Origin of the sequence: Lysinibacillus sp. NPDC059133 (assembly GCF_042755925.1) — a bacterium.
Taxonomy (GTDB): domain Bacteria; phylum Bacillota; class Bacilli; order Bacillales_A; family Planococcaceae; genus Lysinibacillus.
This window is the reverse complement of the sequence record NZ_JBHZDH010000033.1, coordinates 21,312-39,076: the sequence shown is the minus strand read 5'-3', so window position 1 is coordinate 39,076 and position 17,765 is coordinate 21,312. Positions and strand designations below refer to the sequence as shown.

20 protein-coding genes and 1 riboswitch are annotated in these 17,765 nt (G+C 36.4%); of the genes, 14 read left to right on the top strand and 6 right to left on the bottom strand.

All coding sequences use genetic code 11. From position 1 onward, the window contains the following. Window positions 1–5: 5 nt before the first annotated feature. Window positions 6–692, bottom strand: a complete 687-nt coding sequence (locus tag ACFXN8_RS16815) for an ArsR/SmtB family transcription factor (RefSeq protein ID WP_376071198.1) — start codon at window positions 690–692, stop codon at window positions 6–8. Window positions 693–783: 91 nt separating this feature from the next. Between ACFXN8_RS16815 and ACFXN8_RS16810 the strand changes: the two genes are divergently transcribed. The 7 genes from ACFXN8_RS16810 to ACFXN8_RS16780 all read left to right on the top strand — a co-directional run bounded on the left by ACFXN8_RS16810 (window position 784) and on the right by ACFXN8_RS16780 (window position 5,678). Further along, window positions 784–1,092 carry an antibiotic biosynthesis monooxygenase family protein gene (locus ACFXN8_RS16810; RefSeq protein WP_376071201.1) on the top strand — a complete coding sequence of 103 codons (309 nt, stop codon included), beginning with the start codon at window positions 784–786 and terminating at the stop codon, window positions 1,090–1,092. Between the two features lie 52 nt (window positions 1,093–1,144). Continuing rightward, window positions 1,145–1,981, top strand: coding sequence for a CbrC family protein (locus ACFXN8_RS16805; protein ID WP_386846666.1), 837 nt, complete (start codon window positions 1,145–1,147; stop codon window positions 1,979–1,981). Window positions 1,982–2,013: 32 nt separating this feature from the next. Beyond that, entirely contained in the window at window positions 2,014–3,126 is a 1,113-nt protein-coding gene (locus ACFXN8_RS16800) for a PA2928 family protein (protein ID WP_376071205.1), read from the top strand. Window positions 3,127–3,261: 135 nt separating this feature from the next. Then, window positions 3,262–3,579 carry a PadR family transcriptional regulator gene (locus ACFXN8_RS16795; RefSeq protein ID WP_376071208.1) on the top strand — a complete coding sequence of 106 codons (318 nt, stop codon included), beginning with the start codon at window positions 3,262–3,264 and terminating at the stop codon, window positions 3,577–3,579. Next, on the top strand, window positions 3,579–4,124 hold the full coding sequence (locus tag ACFXN8_RS16790; protein ID WP_386846663.1) for a DUF2812 domain-containing protein: 546 nt from the start codon (window positions 3,579–3,581) through the stop codon (window positions 4,122–4,124). Before ACFXN8_RS16795 ends, ACFXN8_RS16790 begins: the two co-directional genes overlap by 1 nt. 798 nt (window positions 4,125–4,922) lie before the next feature. Next, the gene (locus ACFXN8_RS16785) at window positions 4,923–5,081 is read left to right on the top strand and encodes a DUF3951 domain-containing protein (protein WP_197143465.1); all 159 of its coding nucleotides are present in this window, start codon (window positions 4,923–4,925) and stop codon (window positions 5,079–5,081) included. A gap of 93 nt (window positions 5,082–5,174) precedes the next feature. Continuing rightward, window positions 5,175–5,678: an SIR2 family NAD-dependent protein deacylase gene (locus ACFXN8_RS16780; RefSeq protein ID WP_386846660.1), complete on the top strand. Its 504-nt coding sequence runs from the start codon at window positions 5,175–5,177 to the stop codon at window positions 5,676–5,678. Window positions 5,679–5,709: 31 nt separating this feature from the next. Here the strand turns inward: ACFXN8_RS16780 and ACFXN8_RS16775 are convergent, their stop codons facing one another. From ACFXN8_RS16775 to ACFXN8_RS16760, 4 genes are all read right to left on the bottom strand, one after another. Next, entirely contained in the window at window positions 5,710–6,057 is a 348-nt protein-coding gene (locus ACFXN8_RS16775; RefSeq protein ID WP_197143467.1) for a hypothetical protein, read from the bottom strand. 30 nt (window positions 6,058–6,087) lie between these two features. Beyond that, window positions 6,088–6,417: a fluoride efflux transporter CrcB gene (gene crcB / locus ACFXN8_RS16770; RefSeq protein WP_376077691.1), complete on the bottom strand. Its 330-nt coding sequence runs from the start codon at window positions 6,415–6,417 to the stop codon at window positions 6,088–6,090. Continuing rightward, on the bottom strand, window positions 6,414–6,776 hold the full coding sequence (gene crcB / locus ACFXN8_RS16765; protein ID WP_386846658.1) for a fluoride efflux transporter CrcB: 363 nt from the start codon (window positions 6,774–6,776) through the stop codon (window positions 6,414–6,416). Before crcB (ACFXN8_RS16765) ends, crcB (ACFXN8_RS16770) begins: the two co-directional genes overlap by 4 nt. 335 nt (window positions 6,777–7,111) lie before the next feature. Then, entirely contained in the window at window positions 7,112–7,537 is a 426-nt protein-coding gene (locus ACFXN8_RS16760; protein ID WP_386846656.1) for a VOC family protein, read from the bottom strand. A 566-nt stretch (window positions 7,538–8,103) separates the two neighbouring features. Here ACFXN8_RS16760 and ACFXN8_RS16755 point away from each other — a divergent pair. After that, complete coding sequence (locus ACFXN8_RS16755) at window positions 8,104–9,846, top strand: ABC transporter ATP-binding protein (RefSeq protein ID WP_376077684.1); 1,743 nt, start codon at window positions 8,104–8,106, stop codon at window positions 9,844–9,846. Then, window positions 9,843–11,576, top strand: coding sequence for an ABC transporter ATP-binding protein (locus tag ACFXN8_RS16750; RefSeq protein WP_376077682.1), 1,734 nt, complete (start codon window positions 9,843–9,845; stop codon window positions 11,574–11,576). The genes ACFXN8_RS16755 and ACFXN8_RS16750 overlap by 4 nt, the downstream gene beginning before the upstream one ends. A gap of 72 nt (window positions 11,577–11,648) precedes the next feature. Here the strand turns inward: ACFXN8_RS16750 and ACFXN8_RS16745 are convergent, their stop codons facing one another. Next, window positions 11,649–12,020, bottom strand: coding sequence for a hypothetical protein (locus tag ACFXN8_RS16745; RefSeq protein WP_376077679.1), 372 nt, complete (start codon window positions 12,018–12,020; stop codon window positions 11,649–11,651). A gap of 175 nt (window positions 12,021–12,195) precedes the next feature. Between ACFXN8_RS16745 and dacB the strand changes: the two genes are divergently transcribed. The 5 genes from dacB (at window position 12,196) to lepB (ending at window position 17,141) form a co-directional block, all read left to right on the top strand. Further along, the gene (dacB, locus tag ACFXN8_RS16740; RefSeq protein ID WP_386846652.1) at window positions 12,196–13,629 is read left to right on the top strand and encodes a D-alanyl-D-alanine carboxypeptidase/D-alanyl-D-alanine endopeptidase; all 1,434 of its coding nucleotides are present in this window, start codon (window positions 12,196–12,198) and stop codon (window positions 13,627–13,629) included. Window positions 13,630–13,886: 257 nt separating this feature from the next. Beyond that, window positions 13,887–14,237 carry a hypothetical protein gene (locus ACFXN8_RS16735; RefSeq protein WP_386846650.1) on the top strand — a complete coding sequence of 117 codons (351 nt, stop codon included), beginning with the start codon at window positions 13,887–13,889 and terminating at the stop codon, window positions 14,235–14,237. 562 nt (window positions 14,238–14,799) lie between these two features. After that, a complete protein-coding gene (locus ACFXN8_RS16730) occupies window positions 14,800–15,735 on the top strand; it encodes an LCP family glycopolymer transferase (RefSeq protein ID WP_386846648.1) in 936 nt (311 codons plus the stop codon). A gap of 586 nt (window positions 15,736–16,321) precedes the next feature. Further along, window positions 16,322–16,432, top strand: a complete 111-nt coding sequence (locus ACFXN8_RS16725) for a transcriptional regulator (protein ID WP_376077665.1) — start codon at window positions 16,322–16,324, stop codon at window positions 16,430–16,432. Window positions 16,433–16,580: 148 nt separating this feature from the next. After that, complete coding sequence (lepB, locus tag ACFXN8_RS16720; protein WP_376077702.1) at window positions 16,581–17,141, top strand: signal peptidase I; 561 nt, start codon at window positions 16,581–16,583, stop codon at window positions 17,139–17,141. Window positions 17,142–17,611: 470 nt separating this feature from the next. After that, window positions 17,612–17,711: riboswitch (purine riboswitch) on the top strand. Window positions 17,712–17,765: the final 54 nt, after the last annotated feature.

The following is a 17,765-nucleotide window of genomic DNA, read 5'->3' as shown; positions in this document are numbered from 1 at the left end:
ATCATTTAAACTTCAAATTTAAAAACTTCTTTAAAGCCTAGTCGTCCTTTTTCAGTCACTTTAATGGCACGAATAGATGGGACACGAGTCACCCATCCCAAGCTTAAAAAATGTGTAAGCATTCCTTGACCAAGAGCACCAGCTAGATGATAACGTCGTTCACTCCAATCCAAACATGCATGGGAAAATGATCGACGCTTTCTTTTTAAATCATCTAGATCAAGACCGAAATCTATAAAAAATTGTGCGCCTTCAGCTGTTATGAGAAACTGCTTTTTCTCTAATTTTAGATAACCAGCGTTAACTAATGATTCTGTTAATTGAACGCCTAGTTTACCAGCTAAATGGTCATAGCAAGTTCTTGCATCCTGTAATAACTTTATTTGGCTAGATTGTTTTAAAGAGCGTACTTCAGGTGGGGGAGAAATCGCTAGGAAGGATTCTAGTAAATGAGCAATTTCTTCGTCTGCTAATTGAAAATATCGATGACGACCTTGTTTCTCTACTTTCACAAGTTTACCTTCTACTAACTTTGCAAGATGAAAGCTAGCTGTCTGGGGTTTAATGGCTGCCATATAAGCTAATTCACTTGCTGTATGAAAACGACCATCCATCATACTAGCTAGCATCGTAGCTCTTGAAGTTTCTCCAAGGAGAGAAGCAATTTCAGCCATATTTGGATTAATACCCATTTGTCACAATCCTTTCTGCATTCCATATTTCGATTTTCATAAAAGTATTTATCGTTTACAATAATACATAAAAAGGTGGGAGTAAATAGCTATGGAAACATATTATGCTGTAATTTTTACATCACAAAGAACAGATGAGGATGGGGAAGGCTATGCCAAGATGGCAGAAGTGATGGACGAACTAGCACAAAAGCAACCTGGATTTCTTCGTGTAGAAAGTGCTAGAAATGCTGAAGGGAAGGGAATTACTGTATCCTATTGGGAGTCACTAGAGGCCATTCAGGCATGGAAAGAAAATTCAAAACATCTAGTTGCACAGCAATTCGGAAAAGAAAAATGGTACATGCAATATAATGTGGAAATTTGTAAAGTTATAAAAGATTATTCTTTTACAATGTAATTAAATCGAGAAACGTTAAAACGATTATTTCAATTATAGAAGGTGTTAAAATATGACTACGTTTATTTTAGAAGAATGGCATGAACAAAGAAAAAATTTCAATCCTTCTGATCCTGTTAGTATTAATCGAATGCATGAGTTCAAGGAAAAAGTGAAACTTCAAGAGCTAACTGAAGGAAATTTGAGGATCCTCGTAGATATCTACTGTATGCTTAGAATGTATTCAGAGGCATATAAAATTTTCACTTCAGTTATGGATGTAGGGAACAAGAAAGATCAGAAAAAATTTGGATCAATAAAATATTACATAGATAATCCGAATTGTGTGAAGCCTTTGTATCCTTGTAAAATTAGAGAGGATAAAATAATTAAAACAATAATACCTAAATTTAAGTATTTGCCAGACCCATTAAAATCTAAAATCTTTGAAGCGGAAGAAGATGTAACTTGTGATTGCTGCGAACAGGAAGTAGATGTTTATTATACTGGAAGTATTTATGCTGTTGAAGAGGTTGATTATCTCTGTCCTACATGTATACATAGTGGTGCAGCTGCTAAAAAATACGACGGTTCTTTCCAGCAAGATATAATCAATGATGAGAATGTTGTCAATTCAGATTTTACTGAGGAAATAATGTGTAGAACGCCTGGTTATGTAAGTTGGCAAGGTAATAATTGGATGGCTCATTGCTCAGATTATTGTGCATTTATTGGCTATGTTGGCTGGAGTGAGTTAGTGGAGTTAGGCATTACAGAACAATTTGAAAATTATACTGGTTTTTCTATTGAGGAGTTATCAAAATCACTAGTGAATGATGGGCATCATCAAGGGTATTTATTTCAATGCTTAGAATGTGGTCGCTATGTCCTGTATTCTGATTTTAGTTAAATTTGAAAAACAGTCTGTGAGGAGGAGGAGAATTGGACAATTTTTTTCAACGATATATTGATTCGTGGCGCTTTAATGGTTGGTTTGTCCACGATATCTTTCTAGGTATCGTCATTGGAGTTGGGCTTTTATTATTATTGTATGCTTTGTTCAAACGCCGACTTAATCTTGCTTTTGTCATAACTTTTATCCTTTACGCTTTTTTAGGTAATCTTTTGATGATTGTTTTTGGCTTAGCTGGTCGAAGCTTCCCAATCAATTCCGAATCTCCTATTTATACAGATGATTCCCAGAAAATCGCTGTCCAAATGGTTGAAGGATCTGAAAATAACGGTACAACTAATGGCATTACGCAAATTATTTCACATCATCAAATTGTAGCAATTAATTTGCAAACAGGTGAAAAACAGTGGTCCAAATATTCTTCAAGTAAAGAGACACTGATTGGTAATTTTATGGGCGGACTTCTTGTTCATCATCGTGATGATGAATACGGAAAACTTTCACTCTTGGATATTCAAACTGGAAAAGAAAAGCTTTCTGAAACAGAATTTACGGAAAAACATAAACAGTTAATTGATGTTTTAGATAATGGTTCCTACAATATAGTCTTGTTGCAAAATAATCTTTATTTAGAGGGTGTTGATGGAAAATTTTATCGCTTTGATGGCAAAAATTTAAGCGAAGATCACAAAGCGGAAACATATCTTTCTACAAAATTTTTCATAGAATCCGATATTCCAGGTTACTTTGCTTCGCATAATCAACCGTTGGAGGATTATAATGAGGTTCGAGAATTTAGTAGCAATGTATTAGCTGAACCCTCTATTCAAGCATACAAAAATCTTGAGCCAGCTGTATTAGATGTTGATCTGCAACAACAAACAGCCATTGTATCCTATCGACAAACGAAGCGAGAAAGTGCAGACAGTATCGTATTATCATATGATATGAAAAACCATCGCATAATGTGGGAAGCAAATATTGGTGCTGTGAATACTGAGCAAAAAAATCCGGGAGTTCGTACATTAGAGAACTATTATGCGATTCAAGCTGGAGATGAGTTTCTGTTGTTAGATAAGGATACTAAAAAAGAAATGTTTAGATATCAGCTACGTTGGAATCACCCAGTTCGAGAAAATTAATAAGCATGGTATGATCCCCTCCAAGAAACGGCTTGGTGGGGATTTTTATATTTTGGGCCAGGGTTGCTCTATATATCACAAAATGATATATTAATTAACGATATATCATTTTGTGATATATTGGAGGTGTAGACAATGAAATCATTAGAGCAGTTAACAGATTCTGTTTTTTATATTATGGCTGCCTTAACGGAACCACGACATGGCTATGCGATCATGAGTTTAATTGAGGAGACGACGGAGGGTGCTTTCGTAGTAGGTCCAGCATCCCTTTATACAATTATAAAAAAACTAGTAGCTGAACAGCTAATTCAGCTACACGATGATTCGGATTCTCGGAGAAAGGTCTATGTCTTAACGGATAAAGGTCGAGAAATATTGCTCGAAGATATTGAAAGAAGAAAGGTCATGATTCAGTTGGCAGAGCAGGGACTACAAAGGGGGCAAAAATAGTGCGAAATAAGAGATATATGGCATCATATGGTTTAGCTTTTTTTGAGGAGCGCGATATGAAAGAATTAAGTGAAAAAGCGGCAAAAGGGTGGCATTTAAAAAGATTTCGATGTTCTGGCTATGGGCTAGAGAAAGGTGAACCAGAAGACGTCATTTTTAGTATTGATTATCGTAAATTACCGAAGGATGAAGAAGAGGAGTATTTTGAGCTATTTGCTTACGGTGGCTGGACACATGTATGCTCAAGCACTGATATGCATATTTTTAAAGCAGCTCCAGAAACAACACCTATTTATAGTGATGCTGAGTCCTCAATTGATAAATTAGCTCGTCTTGCGAAGCCTGTAAATCTAGCAGCATTAATTGCTCTTGCTATAACTATGGTATTATGGGCATTTATGACATTTGCTTCTGGGACAATTCAACACATTGCAGAGCAAGGATTTGAATATTCCTTTATTTTTACTATTCCAGCAGTGATGACTTCCGGTGGAGTTTACTATCATATGTGGAAAAACCTACGATTAAAATCAAAGCATATATGAGATAGAACAGCTGAAGCATTTCAGCTGTTTTTTTATGACCGCGGGATAGGAGTCTCAGAGCGATGGAAAGAACTCCGACACCGAAGGAAAGCAAGTCCTCATCGACGGATAGAAATCCCAAGGCGACGGATAGAATTAGCGTCGACGGAAAGTAGGATTTCAACGACGGATAGAAGACTTGGAGCGACGGAAAGAACTCAGGCACCGACGGAAAGAAAACTCGAGGCGACGGATAGAATTAGCGTCGACGGAAAGTAGGATCTCAACGACGGATAGAATCCAGGCACCGACGGATAGAAATCCCAAGGCGACGGATAGAATTAGCGTCGACGGAAAGCAAGGTCTCAACGACGGATAGAAGACTTGGAGCGACGGAAAGAACTTAGGCACCGACGGAAAGAAAACTCGAGGCGACGGATAGAATTAGCGTCGACGGAAAGTAGGATCTCAACGACGGATAGAAGACTCGGAGCGACGGATAGAATTAGCGTCGACGGAAAGTAGGGGAGAAATAGCTGCACCGAACTACAGGAAAAACTGATTTGTTGTCGAAGTATTAAGGATTAATAAGTAGTTTTCTAAATAGGTCTTCCAAAATAAATGCAAGATTTTATTATTTTAAAAAACATTTACACTTGTATGTAGAGTATATTGGGATAATTATGTTAACAATTTGGGCATGTCCAATGTTGGCTGACAATATAAATAGTAGAGAGTTGGTAGCCTACATTAGTAGGAAATACACTCACAAAATAGGAGAATATTTACTAACTAAACGGAGAGAAAGGATCGGGTGGAATGAATATTGGGAATAGCGTAGCGCTTATTGTAAGTCTGATTTTTTCAAGCATTTTGGTTCGTGCAATATATCGCGTTTTTGTGAAAAAGAAAGTCCCTACTATGACCTATACACCTTATGATGATGCCATGGATGGAGGAGGAAAACATGACAATTGAACTTTTAAGTGACTGGTTACAATCCTCAAACAGCGTGGTCATTTTAACAGGGCATTGGCACAAAATTATTCATTGTTTCATGAGTTTTATAAAATGCGAATAGAAAATTTGGAAAAGGTGGTACCACATGAAGGTCATCAAATTTTAGCTGATTGGGAAAAGCGGGGAATCGTATCGTTAGTTGCCACGCAAAATGTTGATGGTTTTCATCAGCTGGCAGGAAGTCAAAGGGTCGAAGAGTTACATGGCTCGATACGCTCCATTCGCTGTCATCGGTGCGAGAAAGCTGCTTCAATGGAAAGCTTCTTACGCAAAGAGAGTTGTGCACATTGTGATGGTAAACTACGCCCAAATGTAGTCCTTTTTGGAGAAAACTTACCCCAAGTAAGCTGGAACAATGCGATGGAAGCTATTAGAGCGGCAGAGCTTGTCCTTGTCATCGGTACGAGTCTCGAAGTGTATCCTGTCAACCAACTACCAATGATGACAAAAGGAAAAACTGCTTATATTAATTTAGATATTGCGCAGCATACAGTACAATTTGATTTAACAATTGAAGGGAAAATAAAAGAAGTGTTGCAACAATTGCAACTTTAGAAGGAGGCGCCCTTGAAACATCGAGAGGCGCCTAAAACATTTGTGGTAAAAATTCCGTCATAAAGCGTTGATTTTTACGTAGCCATATTTTTAAAATCATACGGTGTGTTAAAAGTCGTTGTCTTTTTTGTGGTCTAGCTTTTGCCTCTATTAAACTTTGTAGTAGAGTGCATGTTTCTGTTGCCAAACCTTGAGGATCAACGAGGACGTCAAGTTTATAATCAATTAACTGAGCAGCCTGAACCTTTGCAAGTAATTGTGCAAAGCGGGTATTCATTTCTGGAAAGTTTTCTTCTAGTTCTAAGTCGATTAAAGTATATAATGTTTGTTCAATTTCTGCTTCGAGCGCTTGTAATTGTTCAATGGACGGCTGTGTCAAAAAATCACCTCTAGTTTTTCATAAATGCTGCTACACAAGGACAAAGCCAAGTGCCGCGAAAAGTAAACCGAATAAAACTGTAGTGCATATATAAATAATCGCTTGTCTCCATTTTTTCTGCTCTAAAAGTTGCAAACATTCAAAACCAAATGTTGAAAAGGTCGTATAGGCTCCTAAAAAACCAAGCCCTATAAAATGCCAAATCCAATCACTTGGATGTAATGCAAATAGAAAGCCAAGTGCAAAAGAACCCGTTATATTAATAAAAAATGTTGCCCATGGGTATGTATGGACAATCAATTTTCCTAGATAAAATCTTGTTAGTGCACCCAAAAATCCACCGATACCAATAATTATCATACGAAGCGCCCCTTAGCTAGTTTAAATCCTAGCCATGCACAAGCTAAACCGCCAAAAACACTCACTAAAATATAAAGAACCGCTTGTAGCCATTTATTATCCTGCAAAAGTAATAGCGTTTCTAACGAGAATGTCGAAAAGGTTGTAAAGGCACCAAAAAAGCCAGTACCAATTCCTAAAATAATAGGCGTACGTTTTGTAAACGTTGTAAATAGCCATGCTAAACAAAAGCAACCAATTAAGTTTATGCAAAGTGTCGCAAATGGAAAACCACCGTTATTTGAAAGTGCTAGACCAAGGTTATATCGACAGATGGCACCAAAAAATCCGCCGATTCCAACAGCTAAAAATGATTTCAAAGTAAAGACTCCTTACTAAAATGTCTATATTAAAAAGTGTATCATGAGATACCCATTTTAGATAATAGTTAGGCGTTAAATTTAAGTTGGGTGATAAATTAAAAAAGTTAGGCGATAAATTTAAAAAGTTGGGTGATAAATTTAAAAAGTTAGGCGATAAATTTAGAAATTAGGGCGATAAACCTTGAAATTGTTCCGATAAATCTCGATGTTGTTCTGATAAATCTGGAAATTGTTCCGATAAATTGATTTGGACCCTATCGAACTAGCTTTGTTCGACAGGGTCTTCCAGAACTTTTCAGCGGGTTTCCAAACATCCGCTGAAATAGAGGAATCTATGATTGATTTTTAACATTGTCAATGACAGTATCAAAGTCTTTATTGGAATCGACACTTTCAGTTATTGTAAAAACATAGCCATCTGGATCTTCTATCGTTAATTCTTTTGCATTCCATGGTTGAACTGTCGGCTGTTGAATGATTTTCGTTTTATTTTCTAGTGCAGCCAGATAAATACTATGAATATTATTAGAGAATACATTAATAATGACAGAGTTAGAAGTGCTGACTTCTTCATCCTTTAATAACATTAAATCTTGATACTTGGCTCCTCTCAAATGTGTCATGGAAGTTGTTCCGTTCGCATCTGGAAAATCAAATACTGAATTGAAATTGAGTATATTTGCATACCAATACTTTGATTTTTCAATATTGCTTACTTTTAGCTTTACGAATAAGGGCATTTGATAAAATTCATTCATGTTTATTTCCTCCTTTAGGTTCATACAAACTAACCATAAAGGCTTACGTTGCGTTAAAGTCAATACAAAAAGTTATAGGTTTGAAATTCTAAATTTAAGGTGCCGAGTTTACTTTGTTCCAAGATTGTAATTGTAGTAATTCATTGCTTTAAAGCGTTAATTATTTCCTGAAAAACGTAAAAAATAACAGTGAGTTGGTTGACAAATATTTCTAAAGTGTGATAATCTTCAAGAACACTATAACAATCTTAAGTAGAGGAGGGCATGACGATGTTAATTTTATCAGTATCATATCAAAGCACAACTGCATACATTGTCCATGTCTTCTAACTTTTTTATTTTGCGTTGCAAATAAAGGGCATGGGTAACTCCTGGCCTTTTATGAAGAGACACATGCTCTTTTTTGGGGTATGTGTCTTTTTTTGTTGCAAAAAAGGGTTGTAGTGACAATGAAAAAGGAGTGCATGTGTATGCGAAACAAAGTACAAAAAATGATTTTCAACAAGGTATTTCTGGATAGTGGGTAGCAAAGCTTTAACAGCACTAGAGAAAGAAGGTTATAACGTATGTTTGATGTTTTAAGTAAATTAGGCTGGTTTTTTAAGAAATACTGGAAGCAATATTCTATAGCCGTCGTGCTATTAATGATTGCGAGTGGCTTAGAAGTTGTTCCACCGTATTTACTAGGGTCAATTATTGACATGTTGACTGCTGGAGAAATGACACCAGCCCTTTTAACGAAGTATATTTTGATTTTTGTGTGTATCATTATTGGGGGTTATGTCCTTAATTTTGTGTGGCAATTCAGATTATTCGAAGGGGCTATTAACCTAGAGAAAATTTTACGTCGAAACCTTATGCAGCATTTTTTGCGCATGACACCAACGTTTTATGAAAAAAATCGTACCGGGGATTTAATGGCACGTGCGACCAATGATTTAAACGCAGTGTCGTTGACTGCTGGTTTCGGGATTATGACATTGGTTGATTCCACCATCTACATGGGCTTTATTATTTTTGCCATGGGTTTTATGATTTCGTGGAAGCTTACTTTTTTTGCAATGCTGCCGGTGCCAATCATGGCTATCCTTATTCAATATTTAGGGAAAATAGTGCATGAACGGTATATGAAGGCGCAGGATGCTTTTGGAGAACTGAATGATAGTGTTCTAGAGTCGGTTGCAGGTGTGCGAGTTGTACGGGCATACGTACAAGAAAAAAAAGACGAAACAAATTTTGCAGAGATGAGCGAGATTGTCTATGAAAAAAATATGCATACCGCGAAAATTAACGCATTATTTGGACCGATTACCAAGGTCGGTACTGGGATTAGTTATGTGGTAGCGCTTGGCTACGGTGCTCATTTAGTAGCAACTGAGGCTATGACAGTTGGGCAGCTTGTAACGTTCAATGTTTACTTGGGGCTAGCAGTTTGGCCAATATTTGCAATTGGGGAACTTATCAATGTGATGCAGCAAGGTAACGCTTCTCTTGATCGTGTACAAGAAACGCTAAACTATGAGGCGGATGTTCGGAATATTGCGAATCCACGAACGATTATGACACCGAATGCGATTGGCTTTGATGATTTAACATTTCAATATCCGATGAGTCAAGTGAAAAACCTCCAGGAAATTTCGTTGTCATTGAAAAAGGGGCAAACACTTGGGATTGTTGGTAAAACCGGAGCGGGAAAAACGACCTTCCTGCGACAATTATTACGCGAGTATCCAATCGGCGAAGGTCATCTATCGATTGATGGAGTCGATATTACTGCACAAACGAAGGAGCAGTTACTCGACTGGATTGGTTATGTTCCACAGGATCATGTTCTATTCTCACGTACCATTCGTGAAAATATTTTATTTGGAAAAGAAGATGCTACACAGGCTGAATTGCACCAGGCGATTCGTGCAGCATATTTTGAAAAAGATTTGAAAAATTTACCGATGGGCCTTGAAACACTTGTTGGTGAAAAGGGTGTATCTCTTTCAGGTGGTCAAAAGCAACGTGTTTCCATTGCGCGTGCTCTTATTAAAGACCCTGAAATTTTAATGCTTGATGACTCGCTTTCTGCTGTAGATGCAAAAACAGAGGCAAGAATTATTGAAAATATACAGCGGGAACGACAAGACAAAACGACGATTATTACCACGCATCGTTTATCAGGAATTCAGCATGCCGATTTAATTATCGTGCTAGATGAAGGCCAAATTGTAGAGCAGGGAACACATGAGCAGCTTCTTTCACAACAAGGATGGTATAAAGAGCAATTTGACCGTCAGCAGCTTGAAGGAGGTGCCTCATGAGTACGAGTCAACGTTTAACACGCTATGCAATGTATTTTAAAAAGACGATTCTACTTGGATTATTTTTCTTAACAATCGCCGTCTTTACGGAGCTTGTTGGGCCATTTATAGCGAAGCATATCATTGATAACTACATGACAATTGGCCGCATTGAATTTAAACCAATCACTTGGCTATTACTTGTCTATTTAACTTTAGCAATAGCTACAGCTGTTTTACGCTATTTTATGTATATCTATTTACAAATGGGTGCCAACCGTGTTGTACAAAAATTACGTAAGGATGTATTTGAGCATATTCAAACATTGCCAATTCAGTACTTCGATAATTTACCTGCAGGGAAAATTGTAGCTCGTGTAACGAATGATACCGAGGCTGTTCGTAATTTATATGTTCAAGTACTGTCAAACTTCGCTACGAGTTTAATTTCTATTGCGGGTGTTTATATCGCACTCTTCATTTTAAATTGGAAAATGGCACTCCTAGCATTGACTATGGTACCAGTCGTTTATTTATGGATGATTTTATACCGTAAAGTGGCCTCGAAATATAATGATGTCATCAGAACGAAAATTGCCGATATTAACGCAATGATTAATGAATCGATTCAAGGAATGACGATTATTCAAGCATTCCGTCGTGAGCAGCAAATGACGAAGGAATTTGATGACATGAATAATGAGCATTATGCATATGAACGCAAGCTACTTTTCCTTGATTCTGCAACTTCTTTCAACCTTGTTAATACATTAAGACTTCTTATGTTTACGATCTTTATTTTTTACTTTAGTACACAGTCATTTACGGCAACGGAAGTTATTTCTGCGGGGACATTATATGCCTTTGTCGATTATTTAACGCGATTATTTAATCCGATCACAAATATCGTCAATCAATTTTCTCAGCTTGAGCGTTCGTTAGTCGCAGGAAAGCGTGTCTTTGAAGTGTTAGATACGAACGGAGAGACAGTATCTGAAAAAAGTTTACCTAGATATAAAGGAAATGTGGTGTTCGAAGATGTTTCCTTTGCTTATAAAAATGATGAATACGTATTGAAAAATTTATCATTTGAAGCACACCAAGGTGAAACAATTGCCTTAGTAGGTCATACAGGATCTGGGAAAAGTTCTATTATGAACTTATTGTTCCGTTTCTATGACCCATCTATAGGAAAAATTACGATTGATGGAATCGATATCACTTCGGTTCCTCGTCAAACAATGCGTGAACATATGGGCATTGTTCTACAGGACCCATACTTATTTACAGGTACTATTGCTTCGAACGTTAGCCTAAATAATCCTAAAATTTCACGAGAAAAAATAGAAACCTCATTAAAGGCTGTTGGTGGGGAACGTGTTTTAGCGAACTTGCCAGATGGCTATGATGAACCTGTTATTGAGAAGGGGAGCACACTGTCATCTGGGCAGCGCCAGCTAATTTCCTTTGCGCGCGCCCTTGCCTTTGACCCAGCTATTTTAATTTTAGATGAGGCTACTTCTAATATAGATACAGAAACAGAGGAGATTATTCAGCATGCGATGGATGTGCTGAAAAAAGGACGTACAACATTCATTATCGCTCACCGACTTTCTACTATTAAAAATGCAGATCGTATTCTTGTTTTAGATCGAGGTAAGATTGTTGAGCGTGGCACACATGATGAGCTATTAGCACAGGGTGGCATTTACGAAAAAATGTATCAAATGCAGGCGAATTCATTGCAATAATAATTTGAATGGTTACATGGAAAATAATATAAAAGAAGCCCCACTTTTTAGAAAAAAAGCGGGGCTTTCTATTTAAGATTTTACATTTTTAAAGACATTGACAAAAAAGAACAGCACCGAAATTGCTACTGCAATACCGCCACCAGATACAAAGAGCTCAAATAGCCAGTGCGGTACATCTATATAGACCATCATCATACCGACTAAGAGGAACGGCAATCCGATATTGTAAAACCAAAATTGTGCTTTGGCCAATCCTGTCTCGGCGGCATCTTTATATACGGAATAAATTAATCCGATAAAACCAGTTGTTAGCCAACCCATCACACCAATATGTGCATGTGTCGCCTTCCATTCGAGCTGAATTGTATAATGCATAAACAGTCCAAAGGCCAAAACAATCACTAAATATAAGACTGAAATCTTTATCCATTTAGCACCCATTTATAAACAACTCCTTTCCCGAAATGATTTAGCTAGCTATTACAGTGTATTCTTGTCGAATAAAAAAGATGACATATTATTCTTTGCAAACTAAAAAAAGTGTTTTATTGTAAAATGCTAATTTTTTCTGTGGAATAAAAGCGCGAAAAGTAGAAATTTGCCAATTGGAGGGTCTATGAAAAAGAAAATTATTTTTTTAATGATTATTTTAATGGTCTGTTTTTCGTCAATCAACTTTATTGTGAATATAAGAGCTCGTAAGCACACGATGACAACAAAAGTGAATAGCATCATTGAGGAAAATTGGAGGAACAACGAGTATAGCATCACTGTACGAGATATAGAAACAGGGGATGTGCTTTACAATAGAAATGGTGATAAAATGATACGCCCTGCATCTTCGCTTAAGCTTTTAGTTAGCGCTGCTGCTTTGGATTTATTAGGTCCTGACTATCGCTTTGCTACGAAGACATATGTCGATGGCACAATTGAAGATGGTGTTCTTCACGGTAATATTTATATACAGGGCGGGGGAGATCCAACGCTTTTACCTGTTCATTTAGAATCGTTTTCCAATGGATTGAAAGAAATGGGTATCTCGAAAATTACGGGTTCCTTAATCGGGGATGATACTTGGTTTGATGCAGATCGTTTACCGAAGGGAATTGTTCCTGAAGAAGAGGATCAACCTTATGCTTCGCGCATTTCGGCATTAACGATTTCGCCAAATGACCAATATGATATTGCAACTGTGCAAGTGAAAGTGACAGGCTCAAAGGTTGGCACTAAGGGTAATGTTCAGCTTGTTCCGTTTGCAAGTACTATTCCGGTTGTCAACAAAACAAAAGTTGTTAACAAGGGCGAGAAAAGTACGGTAACAATTACAAGAGAATACGGTACAGATCGAATCATTGTAACGGGTAACTTACCAGCGGGTTCAAAAGAAAGTACATATGTAGCTGTCTATGATCCAACGCTATATACACTTGACGTATTTCGAGAAAAATTAGTAGCGAAAGGTATCCAAACAATGCCTCTTGAAACTGGAAAGGTACCTGAAAATGCACAACGAGTAGGTATTTCATATTCAAAACCATTACAGGATATTAACTTTAAGTATTTGAAGTTAAGCATTAATGGCATGGGTGATATGTTGACTAAACAACTCGGGCGAGAGCTACTTGGGGAAGGAAGTTGGTCGGCTGGCATTAAAGCGATTCGTACGTATGGTAGTGATATGGGGCTTAATATGGAGCAATGGTATTTTGAAGATGGTTCAGGATTAAGTCACCAAAATCGAGTAAGCAGTATTCAATTAAGTCTATTATTATATAAAGTTCGCAGTAAATCCTGGTATTCCTCCTATTTAGATGCATTACCGCATGCGGGAAAAAAGGGCAGCCTTGTTGGTGCAACTTTAGAAAATCGTATGAAGGGCTATAGTGTATCTGCTAAAACAGGCTATATTTCTGGAACATATGCTTTGTGTGGCTATGTAAAAGGAAAGAGTGGCAAGTGGTATATCTTTAGTATATTGACAGAGGCCAATAAAACATCAGCTATCCCAACTATTGATGAAATTGTTATGCAAATTGCAAATGAAATGTAAGGATGTTGAACAATTTGGTGTACTTCTTTCAGCAGATGTTTTTTGTAGCGAAAGCGAAGCGCCAGCTACAGATGTTTTTTGTAGCGAAAGCGAAGCGTCAGCTACAGGTGTCCAAACAACAAAGCCTGTGGTTCAATACATGATATAATAGAATGGAGGATAATAAAGGGCTTCCTCAATCTGACTTAAAAGAGTGGTTGGAGAAAAATTTATGATTAGTATTAAAGGGTCATAATTCTTTTCAAAGGGGGATCATAATGAAAACGATTTATATTTATCCAAAATTAGCAATGGGGTTTAGGGGATTTGCAACAGGTTTAGATAGAGAAGGATTCTTTTTGAAGAAAAGGTCAACGAGACTAAAAAAAAGTATAGAAAATTCTTTGAAAGAAAATAATTTGAGTTCTTTTAACGTAGAAGTTACTCATGGGTATGAATCTCCAGAGGAATTATTAGAAAATGATGGCGTTTTGGTTTTGATTTCTCCATATTTAAAAAGTTTACTTGGTCACATTGATTTTTCTAAAAGTGGATACTATCTTTTATCAGAGGCAGAATATAATTCAGAAAATATTGATAACATCTTAAAGTATATAAAAACGCTATAAATCTATAAAACGCATAAGATTAAATGAAAACTATTGAATTCAAAAGCCATAATATTGGGAATATATATATAACAGGAATGTTCATATTAGCATTCTTGTTTTTTTATTGTGCGCCCGGCATGCGTATGACTATAGGGTGTAAGTCCCGAACCCTGAAGACAGAAGTAGAGGTTAGCAAAGAGCTAGTGTGTCCGCGGAACACGAATCTCATAGAAGGCTAGGTATGATTGGATGAGTTTGCAAAGCAAAACAAAGTCCTTTCTGTCGAGGTCATAGCAATGGCCGGCTAATTTGCAACCTCAATAGGTCCTGAGATGAATGTGGACAAAGAGTGCTAGGTGTGTATAAAACATAGTGGCATCATATAAGTCCCTTTATCATAAATTAGCTGACATTAAATAATCGAAGGATGATTTACAAATAAAGGAATAGTGTGTGTTATTTTGTAAATACTAGTGTACGTCTTTTTTTCGTCCAATATGCATATAATTAGACTATATTAACTTTTTTCCAACTTAAAACGTCAAAGAGAAGGGTAAATTTTGCAAGAGAGGACTTATGTATGGAAAAAAATACGAAACGCACTAAGGAAAAAAAGAGCAAGAAGAAAATTTGGCTTTGGATAGTAGGTGGCTTATTAACGATTTTTTTAATTTTTATAGGTACTGCTTATTACACTATCCAAAAAACAATGAATAAAATAAATACACCACTAATTGAAACGACAGGCGATGAAAATAAAGAACAAAAAACAGTTACGAAAAAAGACCCGTTTTCCGTTTTAATGCTTGGAGTGGATGAACGTAAAAATGATAGTGGGCGTTCTGACACGATGATTGTCATTACGGTGAACCCTGAAAAACACACGATGAAGATGCTCAGTATACCTCGAGATACTCGTACAGAAATTATTGGACATAATTCCGTCGATAAAATCAACCATGCCTATGCATTTGGCGGCGTTCCAATGGCGGTGAATACGGTGGAGCATTTTTTAAATATACCCATTGATTATTATGTGTTTGTTAATATGGAAGGCTTCCTGCAAATTATCGACACGATTGGCGGGGTAACAATTGATAATGACATGGATTTAACCTATGATTCCTATCATTACCCGAAGGGTGAGATAACTTTAGATGGTGATAATGCACTGATCTTCTCCCGTATTCGTTATGAAGACCCTCGCGGTGATTTCGGTCGTCAAATTCGCCAACGACAAATTATTGAAGCGGTTCTGAAAAAAGCCTCGTTGACATCTTCTATATTATTAAAGGCTACAGATATGCTTGATGTAGTAGGAGATAATGTTCGTATGAATTTTACGATGAAGGATTTAATACAACTACAAAGTATTTATAAAAATATGGATGGTAATATTGAGCAGTTGTCGTTTAAAGAGGGAAATGGTAAAAGGATTTCTAACATATGGTATTTCATCCCTGAAGAGGCCGAACTAAAAAAAATCAAATCGGAACTAAAAGCCCATTTGCAATAAATACTTAGTGACAATTTGAGTGATAGCTGTAAATCTTTTGACAATGAAGGGAGGGATATAAATGAATGGGAGGACCCAGGTGCTTAGGTATACAGCTGTAAACAATTGCATGCAAAGCTATGTACCTAAGCGTAAAGTTCAAAAAAATCCTGTCAGTTCAGCTATGCGTCACTTACAATTATTGTGCTTAAAAATTTTCATGTGAAACATAAAAAATCATTCAGGTAGGGTGCATGCCTAGTTGAATGGTTTTTTTATTTTAACTTATTTCAGCAAATGTTTTATGTAACGTAAGTGAAACGGCAGTTACAAATGTTTTCTGTACCGAAAGCGAAGCGACAGGTACAAATGTTTTATGTAACGTAAGTGAAACGGCAGTTACAAATGTCTTTTGTAGTGAAAGCAACACAGTTTTATCTGTGCGAAAGCGAAGCGACAACAACACACAACTGAGTGACCAACATCACGTTAGCCCAAAGCCGATTCCGGACGCAATTATGCAGTGGTATAATCGATTTCATCATTTGTTTGAAATATCAGAAAATTCGTGTATAATTGTGTTAAGAAGATTGAGGGAGTGATTGTGATGATTATAGGCACATTTTTTTTAGCAGTTGCATTACATGTAGGTATTGTTTTAACAGTAGACTTATTTACTAATCCGCATCACTCTACTACGCAAAGTAACCATTCATAATCGAAAAACAAAAAAATAGAATGTATCTAGGCAAAGTTAAAAAGTAGCTTTGTCTATTTTTTATGAACTTGGAACAATTTATGTGATTAATTCGTCCATATACTGTAGAAAATGTTATACTATAAAAAAACAGTATCGGGGAATGAACATGCAAGAAGAGAAAACAAGTAGTTTCAAAAAGGATTTAATATCCTATCTTAAAATTATTGTAATTACCGCTATAGTTGTTTTAGGCTGTAAGCAATTTTTATTTGCACCGATTAAAGTACAAGGTGCTTCTATGTACCCAACTTACCATGATAAGGATATTATTATTGTAAGTAAAATGAGTAAAATTGAACGCTTTGATCAAATTGTCTTTCAATCACCAACAGAAGATGAGCTATATATTAAACGAGTGATTGGCCTACCAGGTGATACAGTTGAAATGAAGGACGATGTTTTGTATGTAAATGGCAAAGCTTATAAAGAGGATTATGTGAATCGTCAAACAGATGATCCTAAGCAATTACGTATTACAGAAAATTTCACGTTAGAGCAATTAGTAAATGAAAAAAAGGTACCTGAGGGTGAGTATCTTGTACTCGGGGACAACCGTTTAAGAAGTTCTGATAGCCGCCATTATGGCTTGATTTCTAAAGATGCCATCTATGGTGAAGCTAAATTAACAGTATATCCATTTAATCGTTTCCATATTGGTCCAAAGTAAAATAAATTGTGACTTGCAGTGAAAAAGAGGCACCTGAGTGGCCTCTTTTTTTAGTTCTCTGATAATGCTTTGCAAACTTTATAAGTGGGGTAATAGACACAAACTGTTGAATTTTCAACCGTTTCTTTTATGGGGATTTGCTGTTCGCTCAGACTGGGAGAATTGATTGCTTGTTTATCGATTGAGAGCTCTTCTGTTACTGGTTCTACACCATAAAACAACAATAAAAAATAGCATACTAAACCTACTATACGCAAACAATCACCTCGCAATGTTCTGTTATATTAGTATGTATGGTCAAACTTAAAAAAATATAAGTAAAATCTGAAATTTCTTTCTTTTAATATGATTTTTTAATAGCTAGGCGGTTGCACATCCGTGATTGAGAGTGCTATAGTGAACTAATTTTATGGATGACAAGAAAGAAATAATAAAAAGTTGTTGTCATGCGAAATTCAATATGCTAATATAGCTAACGTAAATATTTGATCTGTATAACCTCAATGATATGGATTGAGGGTCTCTACCAGGAACCATAAAATCCTGACTACAAAAATTTTGCTTCATTTTTGTAGTCAGGATTTTTTTTATATCTCCCTACAAAAATGAAAGTGTAACAGAAGG